This window comes from Mastigocladopsis repens PCC 10914 (assembly GCF_000315565.1).
GTDB lineage: Bacteria > Cyanobacteriota > Cyanobacteriia > Cyanobacteriales > Nostocaceae > Mastigocladopsis > Mastigocladopsis repens.
On the sequence record NZ_JH992901.1, the window covers coordinates 3,117,884 to 3,133,244 of the forward strand.

A 15,361-nucleotide genomic window follows, 5' to 3' on the forward strand; every position below is an offset into this window, starting at 1 on the left:
CAGACCTATTTGGCAAAGTTACGGCAAAACGAATCCAAAACTCCTCTCTGGGAAATCCTTACACTCTCCCTCCCTTTGTCTCCAGAGGGAACTTAAGTAGCGCTGTGTGGGAGGGAGTATCTAAATTTCAAATTTAAAAATAGTTGATGCAGCCAGCTTTTAATTACAGCAATTTTCGGGTAAATAGACCACATTGTAGAGACGCGCCATGGCGCGTCTCTACAGAGATTGAAATGAGTGCAGATGTGGTTCATTGATTTGAAAACCGCTGTAAGGGGTGCTGAAAAACAAAAGAGTTTTGCAATTCATAATACAATACAAGCTCGGCAGACATACACTTAAGCTGCCGAGTTTTGTTATTAGTTATTAGTCTCTTTGTCTCCCCACTTCCCCATTACTCTAGAAACAAACCATGAATGAAACAACTTCTCCACTACCTCATAAAATGATTGGTGTTGCTGTCATTTGGAACGACAAGAGACAAATACTCATTGACCGCCGTCGTGCAGAGGGTTTGATGGGGGGTTTGTGGGAATTTCCTGGAGGTAAGGTTGAGCCTGGTGAAAGTGTTGAAGAGTGTATTAAAAGGGAAATTTATGAAGAACTGGCAATAGAGATTGCAGTAGGTGAGCATCTCATCACTATTGACCACACCTATACCCAGTTACGCGTTACCCTGACAGTGCATAATTGCCGCTATCTCTCAGGTGTTCCTCAACCAATTGAATGCGAAGAAATTCGTTGGGTCAGTTTAGATGAGCTAGAACAGTTTGCTTTTCCTGAGGCAAATACTCAAATTATCGCGGCTTTACGGCTTACGGAAACTAGGCAAAACTATTGACCGCAGAAAGAACTCACGACTCAGGACTCAGTAGTCAGAATAGTAAGTTTAACAACTCCTAAAATCAAAACAGCCACAACCAAATGGGAAGCGTAACCAGCAACACCATTGACCCCATAGCTAATGCAGTGACTGCAAGGTCGCGATCAAGATTAAAGGTTTCGGCAATAACCAGTGTAGCAAAAGCTGGAGGCATCGCCATTTGCAGCACAATGACCTGTGCTGTTGTACCAGTTAAACCAAAAAGTGGTAAACTGCTACCCAGAATAAAGGGGACGAGTAGCATTTTGATTGCTAGACCAGCGCTTGCTCTTGGTAAGCTGTGCCAAGAAGTGAGTTTGCTCAGTCGCATTCCAATTAACACCAGAGCTAAAGCTACCGTACTCCAAGCAAATTGCTCCAACCAAAATTCAACTGGTGCAGAGATTTTAGCCTGTCGAAATAGTAAGCCAAAGCCGAAACTCCATAAAGCAGGATTGATAATAATTGCCTTAAGAACCTGCAAATGACTATCAACACCAGCACCAAAACGAGACGCTAAGGCAACACCTAGTCCATAAGCCCCCAATGTTGTCCCCAACAAATCGTAAAAAAGTGCCCAGGCAAAGTATTCACTTCCAACGATTGACAGAGTAACAGGATAGCCAATATAACCTGTGTTACCCACCATTGCAGCTAGGATAAAACTACCTTGAGTCGATTTGTGGGGGACTGTGTTTGTGAGAAAAGCTTGTCCTTTAATTCCTAACCAAGCCAAAACTGCCCCTAGTAAAATTGCTAAGTGGGCGATCGCTGGTGCAATCCAAATCTGTCCTGATAAGTCAGCTTTGCGTAAAAAAACTACAATACCTATCGGTACTCCTACCCAGAAGAGGAACTGACCCAAACGGGTAGGAACTGTAGCAGGTAGTTTGCGTCCCAGAGTATATCCTACTAGGATTAGGAATACTAGCTTAACGTAGAGTTCTAGGAGGTTTGTCAAGAATAAACCTAGAGATATAGAGGTAACGTTTTACCTATTGCGTTTCTTTCTCTCCAGTTTACAATTTGTTATGGATATTGAACAAACGCAGGAGTGGACTCTTGGATAATGCTGGGTTTTCTGAAAAATCGCAAGACACACCCTCTAGTTCCGGTGAAGATATTCCGGAAGCTTTACGCGATACTCCTAATGCAGCAGCATCCAAGGTAAGCATTCGCCCATTAGTTTTGATAATCGCGGGAGTGGTGGGAGTTGTCTTGATAGCCGTCGTTAGTGGTTTTTTGTTTTTCGTTGTTACACCCAAGAAAACAAACGATTCTCAGTCTTCCCCTAGTAGTTCAACTCCTACAACTTCATCACAATCGGGTAATCCAGCCACCTCAAAAGATGATATCTTGGGGCATTTTTCCTACTCAGAAGCCCCGGAGTCGGAACTACAACCGATTTCTAGTGATAGGCGCATTAGAATGCGAACAGCCGCTGCCCAAAAGTTTCTAGAAATGGCAGCAGCAGCGCGGAGTGCGGGTGTCGTTTTGGTACCTCTTTCTGGTTTTCGCTCTATAAAAGACCAAGAACAGTTGTTTTTTAGCGTTAGTGCCCAGAGAAATCAGACACCAGCGCAACGGGCTGCTGTCAGCGCTCCCCCCGGTCATAGCGAACATCACACAGGTTACGCTGTGGATATTGGGGATGGGGCAACACCTGCGACTAATGTCAATACCAACTTTGACAAAACAAAGGCTTATCAATGGCTGCAAACCAATGCAGCACGTTTCAGCTTTGAAATGTCCTTTCCTCAAAACAACGCTCAAGGTGTGAGTTATGAGCCTTGGCACTGGCGATTTGTGGGCGATCGCCAGAGCTTAGAAACATTCTACAGAGCTAAAAATCTAAAACCTGCCCAAGTATCCCAATAAGGAGACAAGGGGGTATTTGCTTCCCCCACTCCCCTGACCTCCCCATCCTCTTAATTAGTTTCGCCTCCTGATTCTTGGAGTCTGAATCCTTGGTTGCGAAGCCTCAGTACCGGCTTTTTGAGACTTATTGGGAGACTTCTTTTGGAAAAATTCTTCCATCACCTCTAACACCATTGGAGCAGAAACACTACCGCCACCACCGCCAGAATGTTCAGCAAATCCCACAACCACAATTTCTGGCTTATCAGCTGGAGCATATGCCCCAAACCATGCATGGTTTGCTTTAACACGACGCTTCCACGCCTCAGCTGTGCCACTTTTACCAGATACGGGAGGAAGTGTTGGCACATTGAGAACCTTACCTGTACCTTCAGCCACCACCTTCCGCAGTCCTTCACGGAGAACTTTGATGGTGCTTGGCTTCATATTTAAGGATTCTCGCCAGCTTTTTGCCTCTTCTTGGTCTTTAAGCATATGCGGTTTCACGCGATCGCCACCATTGGCGGGGACTGAGAACATCACAGCGACTTGCAGTGGTGTGGTTTGTAGAGCGCCTTGACCAATGGACATATTGATAGAGTCGCCTACAGTCCAAGGCATTTTCCACACTCTCTGCTTCCATGCTTCATCTGGAACATTTCCTTTGGTTTCTTCGGACTCGAACTCAATCCCAGTTTTTTCGCCGAAACCGTATTTGCGAGTCCATTCAATTAAGGTTGGGCCACCGACTCCCCTACCAATTTGATAAAAGAAGGTATCGCTACTCCAAGCTAAGGCTCCTGCAAATCCCAACGGACCAAATCCAGAGTGGTTCCATTCGCCAAACGTCACCCCGCCAACTGTCAGGGAACCGTAGGTTTGCAGTACTGTGTTGGGAGAAAATTTACCTGATTCCATCCCGGCTGTTGCAGTGACTATTTTGAAAGTACTTGCGGGTGGAAAGGCGCTACTGACAGCGCGATTGAGCAAGGGATGGTTTTCGCCTTGTACGCTTTCCCAATCTTTTTTAGAGAGCCTTCGCTTAGAGAAGATATTCGGGTCAAAAGTCGGATGAGACACCATTGCTAAGACAGCACCGTTATTTGGGTCTAGTGCAACGATAACGCCGTCCCGTCCGTTCAAAGCTTTTTCTGCTGCCTTTTGCACATCCAAATCTATGGTTAGGTGGATGTCATTACCTGCTTTTGCCTGTTTTTCTCCCAACACTCGTATCGGGCGACCTTTTCCATCCACTTCCACCTGCTGACCGCCCCATTCGCCTCGCAACACCTGTTCATACGCCTTTTCCACCCCCATCTGACCAATCACATCTCCCAGTCGGTAGCCTTCTTGTTTCTTATCTTTCAACTGTTGTGGGGTCAGTTCTCGGGTATAACCCAATACATGGGCTAATTCCTTGCCGTGTGGGTAGTAGCGTACGGCTTCTGTATGGACTTCTACGTCTTTAAGTTCGTTGGCGTACTCTTTCAATGCTGTGATTTCCGCGTCGTTGAGGTCGCGAGCCATCCGCACGAGAGAAGAGTTGGAACCAGCCTCGTCTAATTTCTTTTCCATCTCCTCTACAGGAATATTGAGAATTTGCGACAAGCGCGGACCTACAATTTGCCATGATGGTTTGGTGTGTGCCATGGGCCACAAGTACACAGAACGCGGATAGCGAGTTGTGGCTAATAGTTTGCCATTGCGGTCAAATATATTGCCCCGTTCCGGTTGTTTGGGAATCATCCGAATCCGGTTTGCCTCTGCTCGCTGGCGATGATTTGCTCCTTCCACAATTTGCAAATACGCCAGACGAGCACCAATACCACTTGTCATCAATAGGGTAAATATGATTAAGAATAAGGGTTGAAAACCCCGTCCTACAGTACGTGTCTCTTTTTTTCTAGCCAGTTGAGGTGGTTGCAGTAGCGTCATATCACAATAGGGATTCCAAAAATAGCATTATTCTGTATACGATTACACCAAATTTCTACCCGGAATTTAAAGGAAAACAATCAGGGTAGTGTAGCCCAAGTCAATTTGTTTTTGCTATCTAGAATAAACCAAAGTGTATTCACACAGATGCTTGATAGAAGACATTAATTGACATTTATCAGAGAAAATTGCAGTTTTATCAAGAATTTTGCTTAAACTAAAAAGCTGTATCCAAAGATACCTCGGAGTTCAAATCGCTAGATACCGCAATCTTAGACACAGTTGTTAATATTTTTGACTTTTGAATTGCCTGTGAGTTCCCAGCTGATAGCTTCTGGTTACTTAGACTCTGGTTGGGCATACTTAGCATTCTGACTGGAATAAAATGCAGAACCTTGGTTGCAGCCCTTCAGGCTGCAACCGCCTCAAAGAGTAACTTTGGGTACACATCTAGTTGATAAAGGTTCTGCATTTTATTTTGTCTCCGTCCCTTACCTGGGTATTTTTTGTGAAAATACTTTTGTAGGACTTGTAAAACCATTGGTTCGCCTCCTGTTTAGGTATTTGGAGAATTTCTTTTTCTAAAAGAATAAACAAAAGTGTAACTTGTCGTTTGCCGAATCGACTACATTAATTAACAAAAACACTTAAGATAACAGGATTTAACTGAAGACTATGGCTCAAACTGTGACCCAGAATCAGGGAGGGAAAGCGGCTTTTGAGTCGCTTGATATTGAACTGCATAATGTTTTTAAGTTTTTTAACCAAGAGCCAGCGGTACATGGAGTAGACCTGGAAGTCAGGCAGGGAGAATTCTTTAGTATCTTGGGTCCCTCCGGTTGTGGAAAGACAACTACGCTGCGCTTGATAGCTGGGTTTGAAAGAGCCGACGCCGGCAAGGTGTTGATTCGAGGTCAGTCTGTGGTAAATGTTCCTCCTTATCGCCGACCTGTCAACACTGTATTTCAAAGCTATGCTTTGTTTAATCACTTGAATGTTTGGGATAATGTCGCATTTGGACTGCGGCTGAAAAAATTACGCAAAGCAGAAATTCAAAGCAGAGTTAAAGAAGCTCTAGAACTAGTGAAAATGGAAGGGTTGCGATCGCGCTTTCCCAGTCAACTATCTGGCGGTCAACAGCAAAGGATCGCATTGGCAAGGGCGCTTGTTAATCGTCCCGCAGTGTTGCTACTAGATGAACCTCTTGGGGCGCTAGACTTAAAACTGCGTAAAGAAATGCAGGTTGAACTCTCAAATTTACATAAAGAACTGGGGTTGACCTTTATCTTGGTGACTCACGACCAAGAAGAGGCATTGTCCTTGTCAGATCGCATTGCTGTCATGAATCAAGGCAAAATTGAGCAAATAGGCATCCCTAACGAAATTTACGAACAACCCCAGACACTATTTGTAGCCGATTTTATTGGTGATACCAATTTATTTGAAGGTGAAATAGCAGGTGTGGATGCTTTCAACGTCAGAATTTTGACAAAAACAGGCATCTCAATTGTCGTGACCCGCCAACAGAATACACCAACAGAAATATCGCAAGCAGTGGTAGTCAGTGTCCGCCCAGAAAAAATTCAGCTTTCGCTTTATAAACCCAGTTTGCAAACGAACTGCTTTGAAGGACGGCTAGTCAACATCATGTATCTCGGAACGCACATTAATTATATTGTCCAATTGATAAACGGCCTACGCATCACTGTTTTGCAGCCCAATACTTTTGGTAATTTGCCAGGTCGTGAAACACCCATATATGCATGGTGGGCTGAAAATGACTGTTTGGCTTTAGTCAAGAGTTAAAAGTCAAGAGTCAAGAGTCAAGAGTCAAGAATAAGTAAATGTCTAGTAAATATTTTCAAGAATTACGGGTTTAGAAATTGGCAGAAGGATTAGCAGATGAAATTTGGAAAATTGTAGACGGATGGAATTTGTTTGCCAAGGATACAATTGGTAAACAGATTGTAAGGTCAGCAGATAGCATCGGGGCAAATATAGCGGAAGGAGTTGGAAGAGGTACATATCAAGATAACCGACGATTCGTAAGAATTGCGAGAGGTTCTTTAAACGAAACTCAACACTGGCTAAGAAGAGCATATAGCCGTAACTTATTGACAGCCGAACAGATAGATACACTAAAGTTAATCATTAAATGACCTAAGACCCCAATTAAATTCATATCTTAAATCAACAGGTAATGCTCCAGAAGAACCTTGACTCTTAACTCTTGACCCTTGACCCTTGACTTTTAACTAATGACAAACAGACGGCAATTTCTAAAAGGAATAGCTGCACTTTCTAGCTTGTCTTTAGCTAGTTGTGGCTGGAGACTTGGCAATGTGCGAGCTTATTCTGCTACCCAAGGTCCTCGTGACCAACTTTATGTTTATACTTGGGAGCAATATACAGATAAAGAATTATTCAAAACTTTTAACGCCCAAATAGGGATTAAACTGTTTGCAGATGTGTTTGATTCAAATGAAACCATGTTGAGTAAGCTGCAAGCTGGCGGTGGTGGTGCTTATAGTGTGATTTACCCAAGCGACTACATGGTGCAGAAGATGGTGACCTTGGGGTTGTTAACAGAATTAAATCGCGATCGCTTAATCGGTTTAGATAATTTATTTCTAAGGTTTCAAAATCCTACATATGACCCCAATAACCGTCACAGTTTACCCTTTAGTTGGGGGACAACGGGTTTTATTTACAATTCCGAAAAACTAAAAACTCCGCCAGAAGATTGGGAGTATCTTTGGCAGAATCAAGAACAACTGTCAAAGCGGATAACCTTGATGAATGATGTCCGAGAGGTGATGGGTGGAGTATTACGGATGCTGGGTTACTCCTACAACTCAAAAGACGAAAACGAAATTAAACAAGCTTATGAAAAGTTGAAGGTTCTCAAACCTGCACTTGCAGCTTTTACCACAGATGCTTGGCGTAACCAAATTTTGGCAGGAGATTTACTTTTGGCAATGTGTTACTCATCAGATGCGGTGAAAATCTCTAAAGAAAATCCTAAATTAAAGTATGTGATTCCTAAGAGCGGTTCCTCATTATGGACTGATACAATAGTTATTCCCAAAACAGCCCCAAATATTGAGGGAGCCTATGCTTGGATTAACTTGATTTTACGACCAGAAGTGGCAGCCCAAACGAGTCAACGCCTCAGTCTTTCTACACCTAACCGTGCTGGGTTTGAGCAATTACCCAAGAAAGTGCAGAATAATTCTAGCTTATTTCCCCCAGAGTCGATTCTAGAAAAGTGCGAACGTCTCGCTCCTTTGGGGCAAATTGAAGAGGTTTACGAACGCTACTGGACCCAATTAACGAGTGGCTAAGATTTTGGTTTGTACAATTTGAGTTCTCAATTTCCTTGGTACATACCAAACACAGTAAAGCTCTGATAGAGCTTGGTTTAGAAGAGCGTTTAGATGCTGTGGAGCGTCCATCCAAAATTGCTTACAACGCTAAAGGAGACTACGACCTTGCAATTGCTGATTACAATGCAGCTATCAAATTAGACCCTAACTCAGTCTACGCTTACTACTACCGAGGGTTAGTTTACAAAAATCAAGGCAGTAAAGACAAGGCGGTTGCAGACTTCAAGAAAGTTCTGGAATTAAATAAAGATAGAGATTTAAGCCAAAGAGCTTCTAAACAACTTCAAGAACTCTCCACGTTTTGAGCCATTTTTTACCATCAGTTAATGATGAGAAGGACGTTTTAAGAATATTGAGGCTAAAATCCAAAATTTAAGACCCAGCACTCTCCTCTTTAGGAACGCCGTTTTTGTCCCGTTTCAAACTTTCTTCTAGGGCTTGAATTTGTTCTCTTCGGGCTTCCAATTCTAAGGAACGGCGTGCTAAGTCCTGGTTTTGCAATGTTAGGTTTTGTCGCCACTGTTCTGCTCGATCAGCTTCTTGTCGTAAGAAATCTGGAGTAATACCAGTGGTCAGGTAAGTCTTCACTAAATTTAACACCCAATTGCTGGCATCTTCCAATCTTTCTATGTCACCTGTAGGAGAAAGCTCCACCAAAAGGAGCAAGTTCTCAGTCAAATTGTTGCCTTTTCCTAAAAGAATGAAAGCTTCTTCTGGAATGAGCGCCCATATATTTTCGGCTTCCTGACGTGCTAACAGTCGCAACTGGAACTGAGCTAAAAATTCGTTTTTATGCACTTGTGCAAGATATAGCATAGAAATTTTAATGTCTATAAATATTTATTGAATTTATAGAGATTGTGGGAAGTTGTTAGTAGGTAGTAGTTAGTAGTTAGTGGTTGTTTTTAACAACTAACTACTATCAACTATCAACCAACAACTAACAATCTCTCAAAGCTATGCTAACCTAAGCAGGCGATCGCGCAGAATTTCTGCTTGTTTCTCAGCCTCAGCTAAGGCATTTCGAGCTCCTTCTACTACCTCTGGTGGTGCTTGCTCCACAAAATTAGGATTGCTTAACCTAGCGCTGAGAGACTTTATTTCCCCTTCTATCTTGCTCAGGCGTTTTTGAAGTTTGGCACTAAACGCCTCAATATCGACGACCCCAGCTAGCTGAAGTAGCACTTGCACTGTACCAACAACGTCAGCAATCGCTTTTTCTGGTTCTTGTAGTTGTTGTGTTTCTGCTTGTTGCTGATTCTCATTACCAGATGCTGGAAATAACTGCGCCCAGAACTTTTGTCTAGCCTCAGCAAGCAGTAAATGACGGACAGTGAACCAAGCTGAATAACCAAAACCTACAATTTCAAAGAAAGTTCCGATTAAGGAATTTTCATCAATTGCATTTGCTACAACCAGACCTATTGTAAATAAGTAAATGACGCCGATAATTGTGACTATTTTCGTCCAAGAAATCCGGGATTTTTGACCAACAAAGGTTGCTTTCTTTTGCTCACCAGCGATAGTTAAATTCTCAACCTTTGCCAAATCTTTAACATAAGACTGTCCAGCAGTGAGAATTTGCCGTTCGTTCTCGCTTGCGGTTTGCAAATTTACTGTCACTTTCACCGCAGGCTTAACATCCGCTTCAGCTCGCAAATTGCGAATTGTACGAATTGTACCAATCAACAGTTCAAACTGTTCCTCCAAAGCGGTGTCAATTAAATTTGTCTGGGCTTCTGGGTAGAGTTGGGTGGATAAACTTTGCTTGGAATCTGCTCCTTGCTGGGTGAGAGTCTGCCAAATCTCTTCGGTAATATGAGGCATGAAGGGATGAAGTAATTTTAAAATCCCTTCCAGCACATATGCGAGAGTTTGTTGTGCCACGCGACGGGATGCAGGGTCAGAACCGGGCACTTGGCTCAAGTCGGGAGACCCGCCCACGCCAGTGCCCTGATCTTTTTGCAGCCGAGATTTGACCAGCTCAATATACCAGTCGCAGAAGTCGCCCCAGATAAAATCGTAGAGTCTCTTCGCTGCTTCCCCTAACCCATAGTTATCGATGTCATTGTTGGTTTGTTGAACAACTTGATGGTAACGGGAGAGAATCCAACGGTCACTTAGTTCAGTGGCGAGTGGTTCTCCCAATTGTTGCGGGGTTTGCCCATCCAAATTCATCATCACAAAACGTGCAGCATTCCACAACTTATTAGCAAAGTTGCGGGATGCTTCCACCGATGACGACTCATCCTTTTTGCGATCGTACTCCAAGCGGATATCTTGACCCGCGCCAGCGACTTCCTTGATTAAGGTGTAGCGCAGCGCATCAGTACCGTACTTCTCAATGAGTAACAGCGGGTCAATGCCATTGCCGGCTGACTTGGACATCTTTTTATTATTCTCATCCCGCACCAAGCCGTGGATGTAAACTGTTTCAAATGGCATTTGCCCTGTAAAATGCCCTGCCATCATCGTCATTCTGGCAACCCAGAAAAAGATGATATCAAAACCTGTAACCAGGGTGGTTGTGGGGTAATAAGTCTTTAAATCTGGGGTTTGTTCGGGCCAACCCAAAGTAGAAAAGGGCCAGAGTCCAGAAGAAAACCAGGTATCTAGTACATCTGGGTCTTGTTCTATCTTGACATTTTCACCGAATTGTGATATGAGTTTCTCACGTGCTTCTCCTTCGTGACACGCTACAACAAACGGCGTGTTGTCAGTAATCTCACCGCCCGTTTCACTCACAGCATACCAAGCAGGAATTTGGTGTCCCCACCACAATTGACGAGAGATACACCAATCTCTGAGATTCACCAACCAATCACGATACACCTTTGTCCAGCGTTGGGGGACAAACTCTGGGGAATTTTGCTGGTCGAGGAATTCTAATGCCCGTTCTGCCAGTGGACGAATTTTGACAAACCATTGAGTTGAGAGGAGTGGTTCAACGGGGACTTTACCGCGATCGCTGTAAGGAATCGTATGCTTATAATCCTCCACCTTTACCAGAAACCCGTCAGCCTCCAGCCGTTCCACCACATTCTTTCTAGCAATAAAGCGGTCTTGACCTTGGAAAGGACCAGCATTTTCATTGAGAGTGCCGTCCTTATTCATAATATTAATAAACGGCAAATTGTGACGCTGACCCATTTCAAAGTCATTCGGGTCATGTGCCGGAGTCACCTTCACACAACCTGTGCCAAAAGTGGGGTCAACCAACTCATCAGCAATAATCGGAATTTCCCGATTCATAATTGGCAAAGTTAGCGTTTTGCCAATCAGGTGCTTGTAGCGCTCATCATTAGGATTAACCGCCACCCCAGTATCGCCTAGCATTGTTTCTGGTCGGGTTGTCGCCACCTCCACATAACCAGACCCATCCGTGAGAGGATAGCGGAAGTGCCAGAGATGACCATCCACCTCTTTCGGTTCCACCTCCAAATCGGAAACCGCTGATTGTGTCTCTGGACACCAATTCACCAAATACTTACCGCGATAGATTAGCCCTTCTACGTAGAGTTGGTTAAAGGCTTTCAAAACAGCTTTGGTTAAACCCTCATCAAGGGTAAACCGTTGCCGCGACCAGTCTACAGATACACCCAAGCGTCGCAGTTGATTGACAATTGTCCCCCCAGATTCTGCCTTCCACTGCCATGCGCGTTCTAGGAATTTCTCACGCCCCAATTCATAGCGAGTTGTACCCTCTTTTTTGAGTTGCTTTTCCAGTATCGTATGCACTGCGATACTAGCGTGGTCAGTTCCAGGAAGCCATAGAGTATTGCGTCCCTTCATGCGGTGGTAGCGCACAAGGGTGTCAATCAACGCACTCTCAAAGGCGTGTCCCATGTGCAAACTGCCCGTGACATTAGGCGGTGGAATCACGATGCAGTAGGGTTCGCCACCCTTGTTAGGGTCGGCTTTGTAGATTTGGTTTTCTTCCCAAAATTTTTGCCACTTGGCTTCAGTGGAAAAGGGTTCGTAAAGACTTGGGAGGTTAGGAATTGCTGCGGTCATGCTGGGAAAACTAACTGTGGAAGGACTTTTATAAATTTTGCCACAGGGTTGAGGAGTGTTTTATGGAAATGAACCGCCAAGACGCCAAGAACGCCAAGAAAAAAGAGCCAAGTGAGGAAGTCGATAGGTTAGCGTATGCTGTAATTGGTGCGGCGATTGAGGTGCATCGGGTTTTGGGTCCAGGATTTTTGGAAGAGGTGTATCAAAAGGCTCTTTCTTTGGAATTTTTGATACGTGGGATACCTCATCAACCCAAGTACCCAGTAGGAGTGACCTACAAAGGGCGTCCTGTTGGCGAGGGACAATTGGATTTTCTCGTTGGCGATGTTTTAATTGTGGAATTGAAAGCCGTTCAAAATTTAGCCCCCATTCACGAATCCCAAGTCATCTCGTATCTGAAAATGACCAATCATCCCCTCGCTCTTCTCATCAACTTTAACGTTCCTGTTCTCAAAGAAGGTATCAAACGCATTATCCTCTCTTAATCTTCTCTTCTCTTGGCGTTCTTGGCGTCTTGGCGGTTCATTTCTTTTGACACTCTCACCTTCAAGGCTTCGCCTGTGAAGGGAGATTCTTGCTTCAACAGGTTTTTCTAGCCCACTGTGGTATAACCAGTTAAAAACTCTCCCACAGGCACTGACCCCGACAGATTCCCCTCCACAAGCATCTGTTTTACTACCACGGGCTGCCCGACCGCAGTCACAAAATACTTATTCTGATGTATCGTTTGTCTGATTCACAACATTCGACCCCCCTGTTAATCAGGTATTTCTTTTTGGTGATGCGAGTTGTCTGGTGGAGAAACACCAATCTTGCCTAACCCTAACTTTTTTGGTGGCAAGTATATTCTACTACACCAAGGTATTGCGAAGCCATGTTTTTTATTGGTCGCAATTCATCTCACCCTTAAGGCGAAGCCTGTAACGGGAGTCCTCTTGCGACATCCAAGATAGACAAATATGAGCTACGTTTTAGGAATTGATGGCGGCGGAAGCAAAACTGTTTGCATCCTAATGGATGAGACAGATAAAGTGCTAGGTTGTGGTCAATCAAAAGTGATTTTTCCTCGACATGAACCTGCTTATGGTGCTGCTTTGTTGGCGTTGCAGAGGGTGGCGGGGGAAGGGGAGTTTTGAGGCGAACGCATTTTGACACGAATTATTTAAAAGTGGATCCAGAAGTTTTTCTATCAGAATATCAGATTAGATAGATACCGAGTTATTTGTCAGGGCTTTTATCAGGGCTTTTGTCTCCCCATTCAAGCACCTCGGTACGGACACGCACTTTACCTTCCTTAACAAACCCCAGTCTCTCGGCAACTACAGGTGACACGTCAATAATGACACCTTCCTCTCGATTCTTCGGTGTGGAGGAGCGGTCGATAACCCGAACCTCAGCTACACGCTGATTGTCCAGATTTGTTACCCGTACAACTGTACCCATTGGATATGACGGGTGCGCTGCCACAAGCTCCTTCTTATCAAAGTTTAAGATCTCGCCACTAGCAGTTTTCTTCCCCTCAAATGATTCGCCAATAAAGGTTGCCAGTCCCGACTGTGTCTCCTTGACCTGTTTAGAATCCTGAACTGACTGAGAACCGGGTTCTGAGGCACAACTCGTCAATACGACGGCGACTGCAATAAATGTCGCTTGGATGACAAGCAGGTGAAACGATAAAAAGATTGAAGTTATTTTTCTAAATGATAAAGAACGCATAAACAGACCTCTCATGTATGACTTGCGGCTCGACGTTTATGCAAAATACAGGAGAATACATCCGTCATAACTCAGAAGTCAGAAGTAAAATTTGCTCAGTGTCTAGCTTTTAGACAAAGCGCGTTGTACTTCATTTACTTGCAATGTGCTGTAAAACCTTTTTTTTTAAAATAGTCTTATTACTTTTCCTGCACTTCTACCTGTGGACATAAAACCCCTTCTTCTACCCCTCTCATCGCTAGAAGCGCCGTCCCATAAGCCGCTTCTGTATTCACAGGACGCACCATAGGAACCTGCAAAAGACGCTCCCTAATTGCAGCCCAAGTAGGATTCGCCGCACCACCACCAGCCGTATAAACGCGGGTTAATCGGTCGGCTCCTAATTTCTGTAACAATTCATACCCTCTTGTTTCTATCCGAGCAATGCTTTCCAGCAACCCATGCAAAAATTCCACATCACTAGCTGGACGAGGTTCCAGTCGCGGCGCTAGATTGGAGTCATTTATCGGAAAGCGTTCCCCAGCCTTCAATAACGGATAATAATCCAACTCACAGGTTTTCGACCCATTAATCTGATGGCTCAAGCTTTCTAACTCAGCGTTAGTGAAAAATTGCCGCAGCACTGCACCTCCAGTATTGGAAGCACCCCCAACGAGCCACATATCTCCCAAGCGATGGCTGTAAATCCCGTACCTCGCATCTTCCACACGGGTACGACTCAACAACTTCACCACCAGTGTTGAACCAAGGGAAGTCACTGCTTCACCTGGGAATTTCGCACCACTAGCAACAAAAGCGGCAATACTATCTGTTGTCCCAGCACACACCAAGCAATCTCGACGAAAACCGAACTGAGTCGCAATCTCAGTGCGTAATTCAGCAATGGGAGTCCCAGGTGTGACGACTTTAGGTAAATGAATTGCTATTTCTAGCTTTTCCAGCCATTCTGGGTATTCTAACTCTGCCACGTCATAACCCAGCTTTAATGCATTGTGGTAGTCAGTAACACCTAATTGTCCATGCAGGAGAAATGCTAGCCAGTCGGCTTGATGTAGGAAATATCTGGCTTTAGCAAAAGAGGGTAACTGCGACATCCACAGAAGTTTAGCAAGGCTAGAAGTAGCACTTAACACTGTATGATTCGCTGGCGCTATTTTTCTCAACTGCTCTATCACCGCCGCTCCCCGTGCATCGTTGTACAGTAGTGGTGCATCCACAAGTTTGCCAACAGCATCGCAGAGCAGGACGGTGGAAGAAGTACCGTTAATAGCGATCGCCCTAATTTCTCGCCGCAATTCTTGAGGAATTTGCGATAGGCTGGTCAACAAAGCTGTCTCCCAGCAACTTGCCAAGTCTAAGACATCTAACATTTCAAACGGATACCTTGCTTCCGCCTGAATACACGCTTGCTCGTCAATCACCACAACCCTTGCACCCGAGGTGCCAAAGTCAATTCCTAGATACAAACCCATAGTTTAATAATTTTTTTTAAAAATCTTGACTTTTGACTAATTTACAGAAGCAACATAGCGCTCTGTACAACTTACAGCACATTGCAAGTAGGTGAAGTACAACGCGCTTTCTCTAAAAG

At 44.3% G+C, this 15,361-nt stretch carries 13 protein-coding genes and 1 pseudogene; 8 read left to right on the forward strand and 6 right to left on the reverse strand.

Annotated elements, in window-relative coordinates; all coding sequences use genetic code 11:
• The first annotated feature begins 412 nt into the window (after positions 1-412).
• Positions 413-841 carry an 8-oxo-dGTP diphosphatase MutT gene (gene mutT / locus MAS10914_RS0116010; RefSeq protein ID WP_017316958.1) on the forward strand — a complete coding sequence of 143 codons (429 nt, stop codon included), beginning with the start codon at positions 413-415 and terminating at the stop codon, positions 839-841.
• Positions 842-905: 64 nt separating this feature from the next.
• On the opposite strand, the gene MAS10914_RS0116015 is transcribed toward mutT, so the two are convergent.
• Positions 906-1,823 carry an AEC family transporter gene (locus MAS10914_RS0116015; protein ID WP_017316959.1) on the reverse strand — a complete coding sequence of 306 codons (918 nt, stop codon included), beginning with the start codon at positions 1,821-1,823 and terminating at the stop codon, positions 906-908.
• Positions 1,824-1,924: 101 nt separating this feature from the next.
• Between MAS10914_RS0116015 and MAS10914_RS0116020 the strand changes: the two genes are divergently transcribed.
• Positions 1,925-2,740 (forward strand): M15 family metallopeptidase, encoded by an 816-nt coding sequence (locus tag MAS10914_RS0116020; protein WP_017316960.1) that lies wholly within the window; start codon positions 1,925-1,927, stop codon positions 2,738-2,740.
• Positions 2,741-2,794: 54 nt separating this feature from the next.
• On the opposite strand, the gene mrdA is transcribed toward MAS10914_RS0116020, so the two are convergent.
• The gene (gene mrdA / locus MAS10914_RS0116025; RefSeq protein WP_017316961.1) at positions 2,795-4,654 is read right to left on the reverse strand and encodes a penicillin-binding protein 2; all 1,860 of its coding nucleotides are present in this window, start codon (positions 4,652-4,654) and stop codon (positions 2,795-2,797) included.
• Between the two features lie 675 nt (positions 4,655-5,329).
• Here mrdA and MAS10914_RS0116035 point away from each other — a divergent pair.
• From MAS10914_RS0116035 to MAS10914_RS0116050, 4 genes are all read left to right on the forward strand, one after another.
• Positions 5,330-6,460 carry an ABC transporter ATP-binding protein gene (locus MAS10914_RS0116035; RefSeq protein WP_017316963.1) on the forward strand — a complete coding sequence of 377 codons (1,131 nt, stop codon included), beginning with the start codon at positions 5,330-5,332 and terminating at the stop codon, positions 6,458-6,460.
• Between the two features lie 77 nt (positions 6,461-6,537).
• Positions 6,538-6,813, forward strand: a complete 276-nt coding sequence (locus MAS10914_RS31615; protein WP_017316964.1) for a four helix bundle protein — start codon at positions 6,538-6,540, stop codon at positions 6,811-6,813.
• Positions 6,814-6,912: 99 nt separating this feature from the next.
• Positions 6,913-7,998 carry a polyamine ABC transporter substrate-binding protein gene (locus tag MAS10914_RS0116045; RefSeq protein WP_026082591.1) on the forward strand — a complete coding sequence of 362 codons (1,086 nt, stop codon included), beginning with the start codon at positions 6,913-6,915 and terminating at the stop codon, positions 7,996-7,998.
• Positions 7,999-8,033: 35 nt separating this feature from the next.
• Positions 8,034-8,345, forward strand: coding sequence for a tetratricopeptide repeat protein (locus MAS10914_RS0116050; protein ID WP_017316966.1), 312 nt, complete (start codon positions 8,034-8,036; stop codon positions 8,343-8,345).
• A 67-nt stretch (positions 8,346-8,412) separates the two neighbouring features.
• Here MAS10914_RS0116050 and MAS10914_RS0116055 read toward each other — a convergent pair whose 3' ends face one another.
• Both MAS10914_RS0116055 and MAS10914_RS0116060 read right to left on the reverse strand, forming a co-directional pair.
• Entirely contained in the window at positions 8,413-8,856 is a 444-nt protein-coding gene (locus MAS10914_RS0116055) for a hypothetical protein (RefSeq protein ID WP_017316967.1), read from the reverse strand.
• 141 nt (positions 8,857-8,997) lie between these two features.
• The gene (locus tag MAS10914_RS0116060; RefSeq protein ID WP_017316968.1) at positions 8,998-12,054 is read right to left on the reverse strand and encodes a valine--tRNA ligase; all 3,057 of its coding nucleotides are present in this window, start codon (positions 12,052-12,054) and stop codon (positions 8,998-9,000) included.
• Positions 12,055-12,116: 62 nt separating this feature from the next.
• Between MAS10914_RS0116060 and MAS10914_RS0116065 the strand changes: the two genes are divergently transcribed.
• Together MAS10914_RS0116065 and MAS10914_RS34275 are read left to right on the forward strand one after the other, a co-directional pair.
• Positions 12,117-12,539: a GxxExxY protein gene (locus MAS10914_RS0116065; protein WP_017316969.1), complete on the forward strand. Its 423-nt coding sequence runs from the start codon at positions 12,117-12,119 to the stop codon at positions 12,537-12,539.
• A gap of 474 nt (positions 12,540-13,013) precedes the next feature.
• Positions 13,014-13,106: pseudogene (locus MAS10914_RS34275) on the forward strand (ATPase); the annotation flags it as partial.
• Positions 13,107-13,272: 166 nt separating this feature from the next.
• Here MAS10914_RS34275 and MAS10914_RS30305 read toward each other — a convergent pair.
• Both MAS10914_RS30305 and MAS10914_RS0116080 read right to left on the reverse strand, forming a co-directional pair.
• Entirely contained in the window at positions 13,273-13,770 is a 498-nt protein-coding gene (locus tag MAS10914_RS30305) for a septal ring lytic transglycosylase RlpA family protein (RefSeq protein ID WP_017316971.1), read from the reverse strand.
• Positions 13,771-13,949: 179 nt separating this feature from the next.
• Positions 13,950-15,242, reverse strand: a complete 1,293-nt coding sequence (locus tag MAS10914_RS0116080) for an FGGY-family carbohydrate kinase (protein ID WP_017316972.1) — start codon at positions 15,240-15,242, stop codon at positions 13,950-13,952.
• Positions 15,243-15,361 lie beyond the last annotated feature (119 nt).

Bases quoted from the DNA above. Each gene is read 5' to 3' on its own strand.
- mutT (WP_017316958.1), top strand. From the start codon at position 413: ATGAATGAAACAACTTCTCCACTACCTCATAAAATGATTGGTGTTGCT.
- mrdA (WP_017316961.1), bottom strand. From the start codon at position 4,654: ATGACGCTACTGCAACCACCTCAACTGGCTAGAAAAAAAGAGACACGT.
- MAS10914_RS0116035 (WP_017316963.1), top strand. From the start codon at position 5,330: ATGGCTCAAACTGTGACCCAGAATCAGGGAGGGAAAGCGGCTTTTGAG.
- MAS10914_RS0116045 (WP_026082591.1), top strand. From the start codon at position 6,913: ATGACAAACAGACGGCAATTTCTAAAAGGAATAGCTGCACTTTCTAGC.
- MAS10914_RS0116055 (WP_017316967.1), bottom strand. From the start codon at position 8,856: ATGCTATATCTTGCACAAGTGCATAAAAACGAATTTTTAGCTCAGTTC.
- MAS10914_RS0116060 (WP_017316968.1), bottom strand. From the start codon at position 12,054: ATGACCGCAGCAATTCCTAACCTCCCAAGTCTTTACGAACCCTTTTCC.
- MAS10914_RS0116065 (WP_017316969.1), top strand. From the start codon at position 12,117: ATGGAAATGAACCGCCAAGACGCCAAGAACGCCAAGAAAAAAGAGCCA.
- MAS10914_RS30305 (WP_017316971.1), bottom strand. From the start codon at position 13,770: ATGCGTTCTTTATCATTTAGAAAAATAACTTCAATCTTTTTATCGTTT.
- MAS10914_RS0116080 (WP_017316972.1), bottom strand. From the start codon at position 15,242: ATGGGTTTGTATCTAGGAATTGACTTTGGCACCTCGGGTGCAAGGGTT.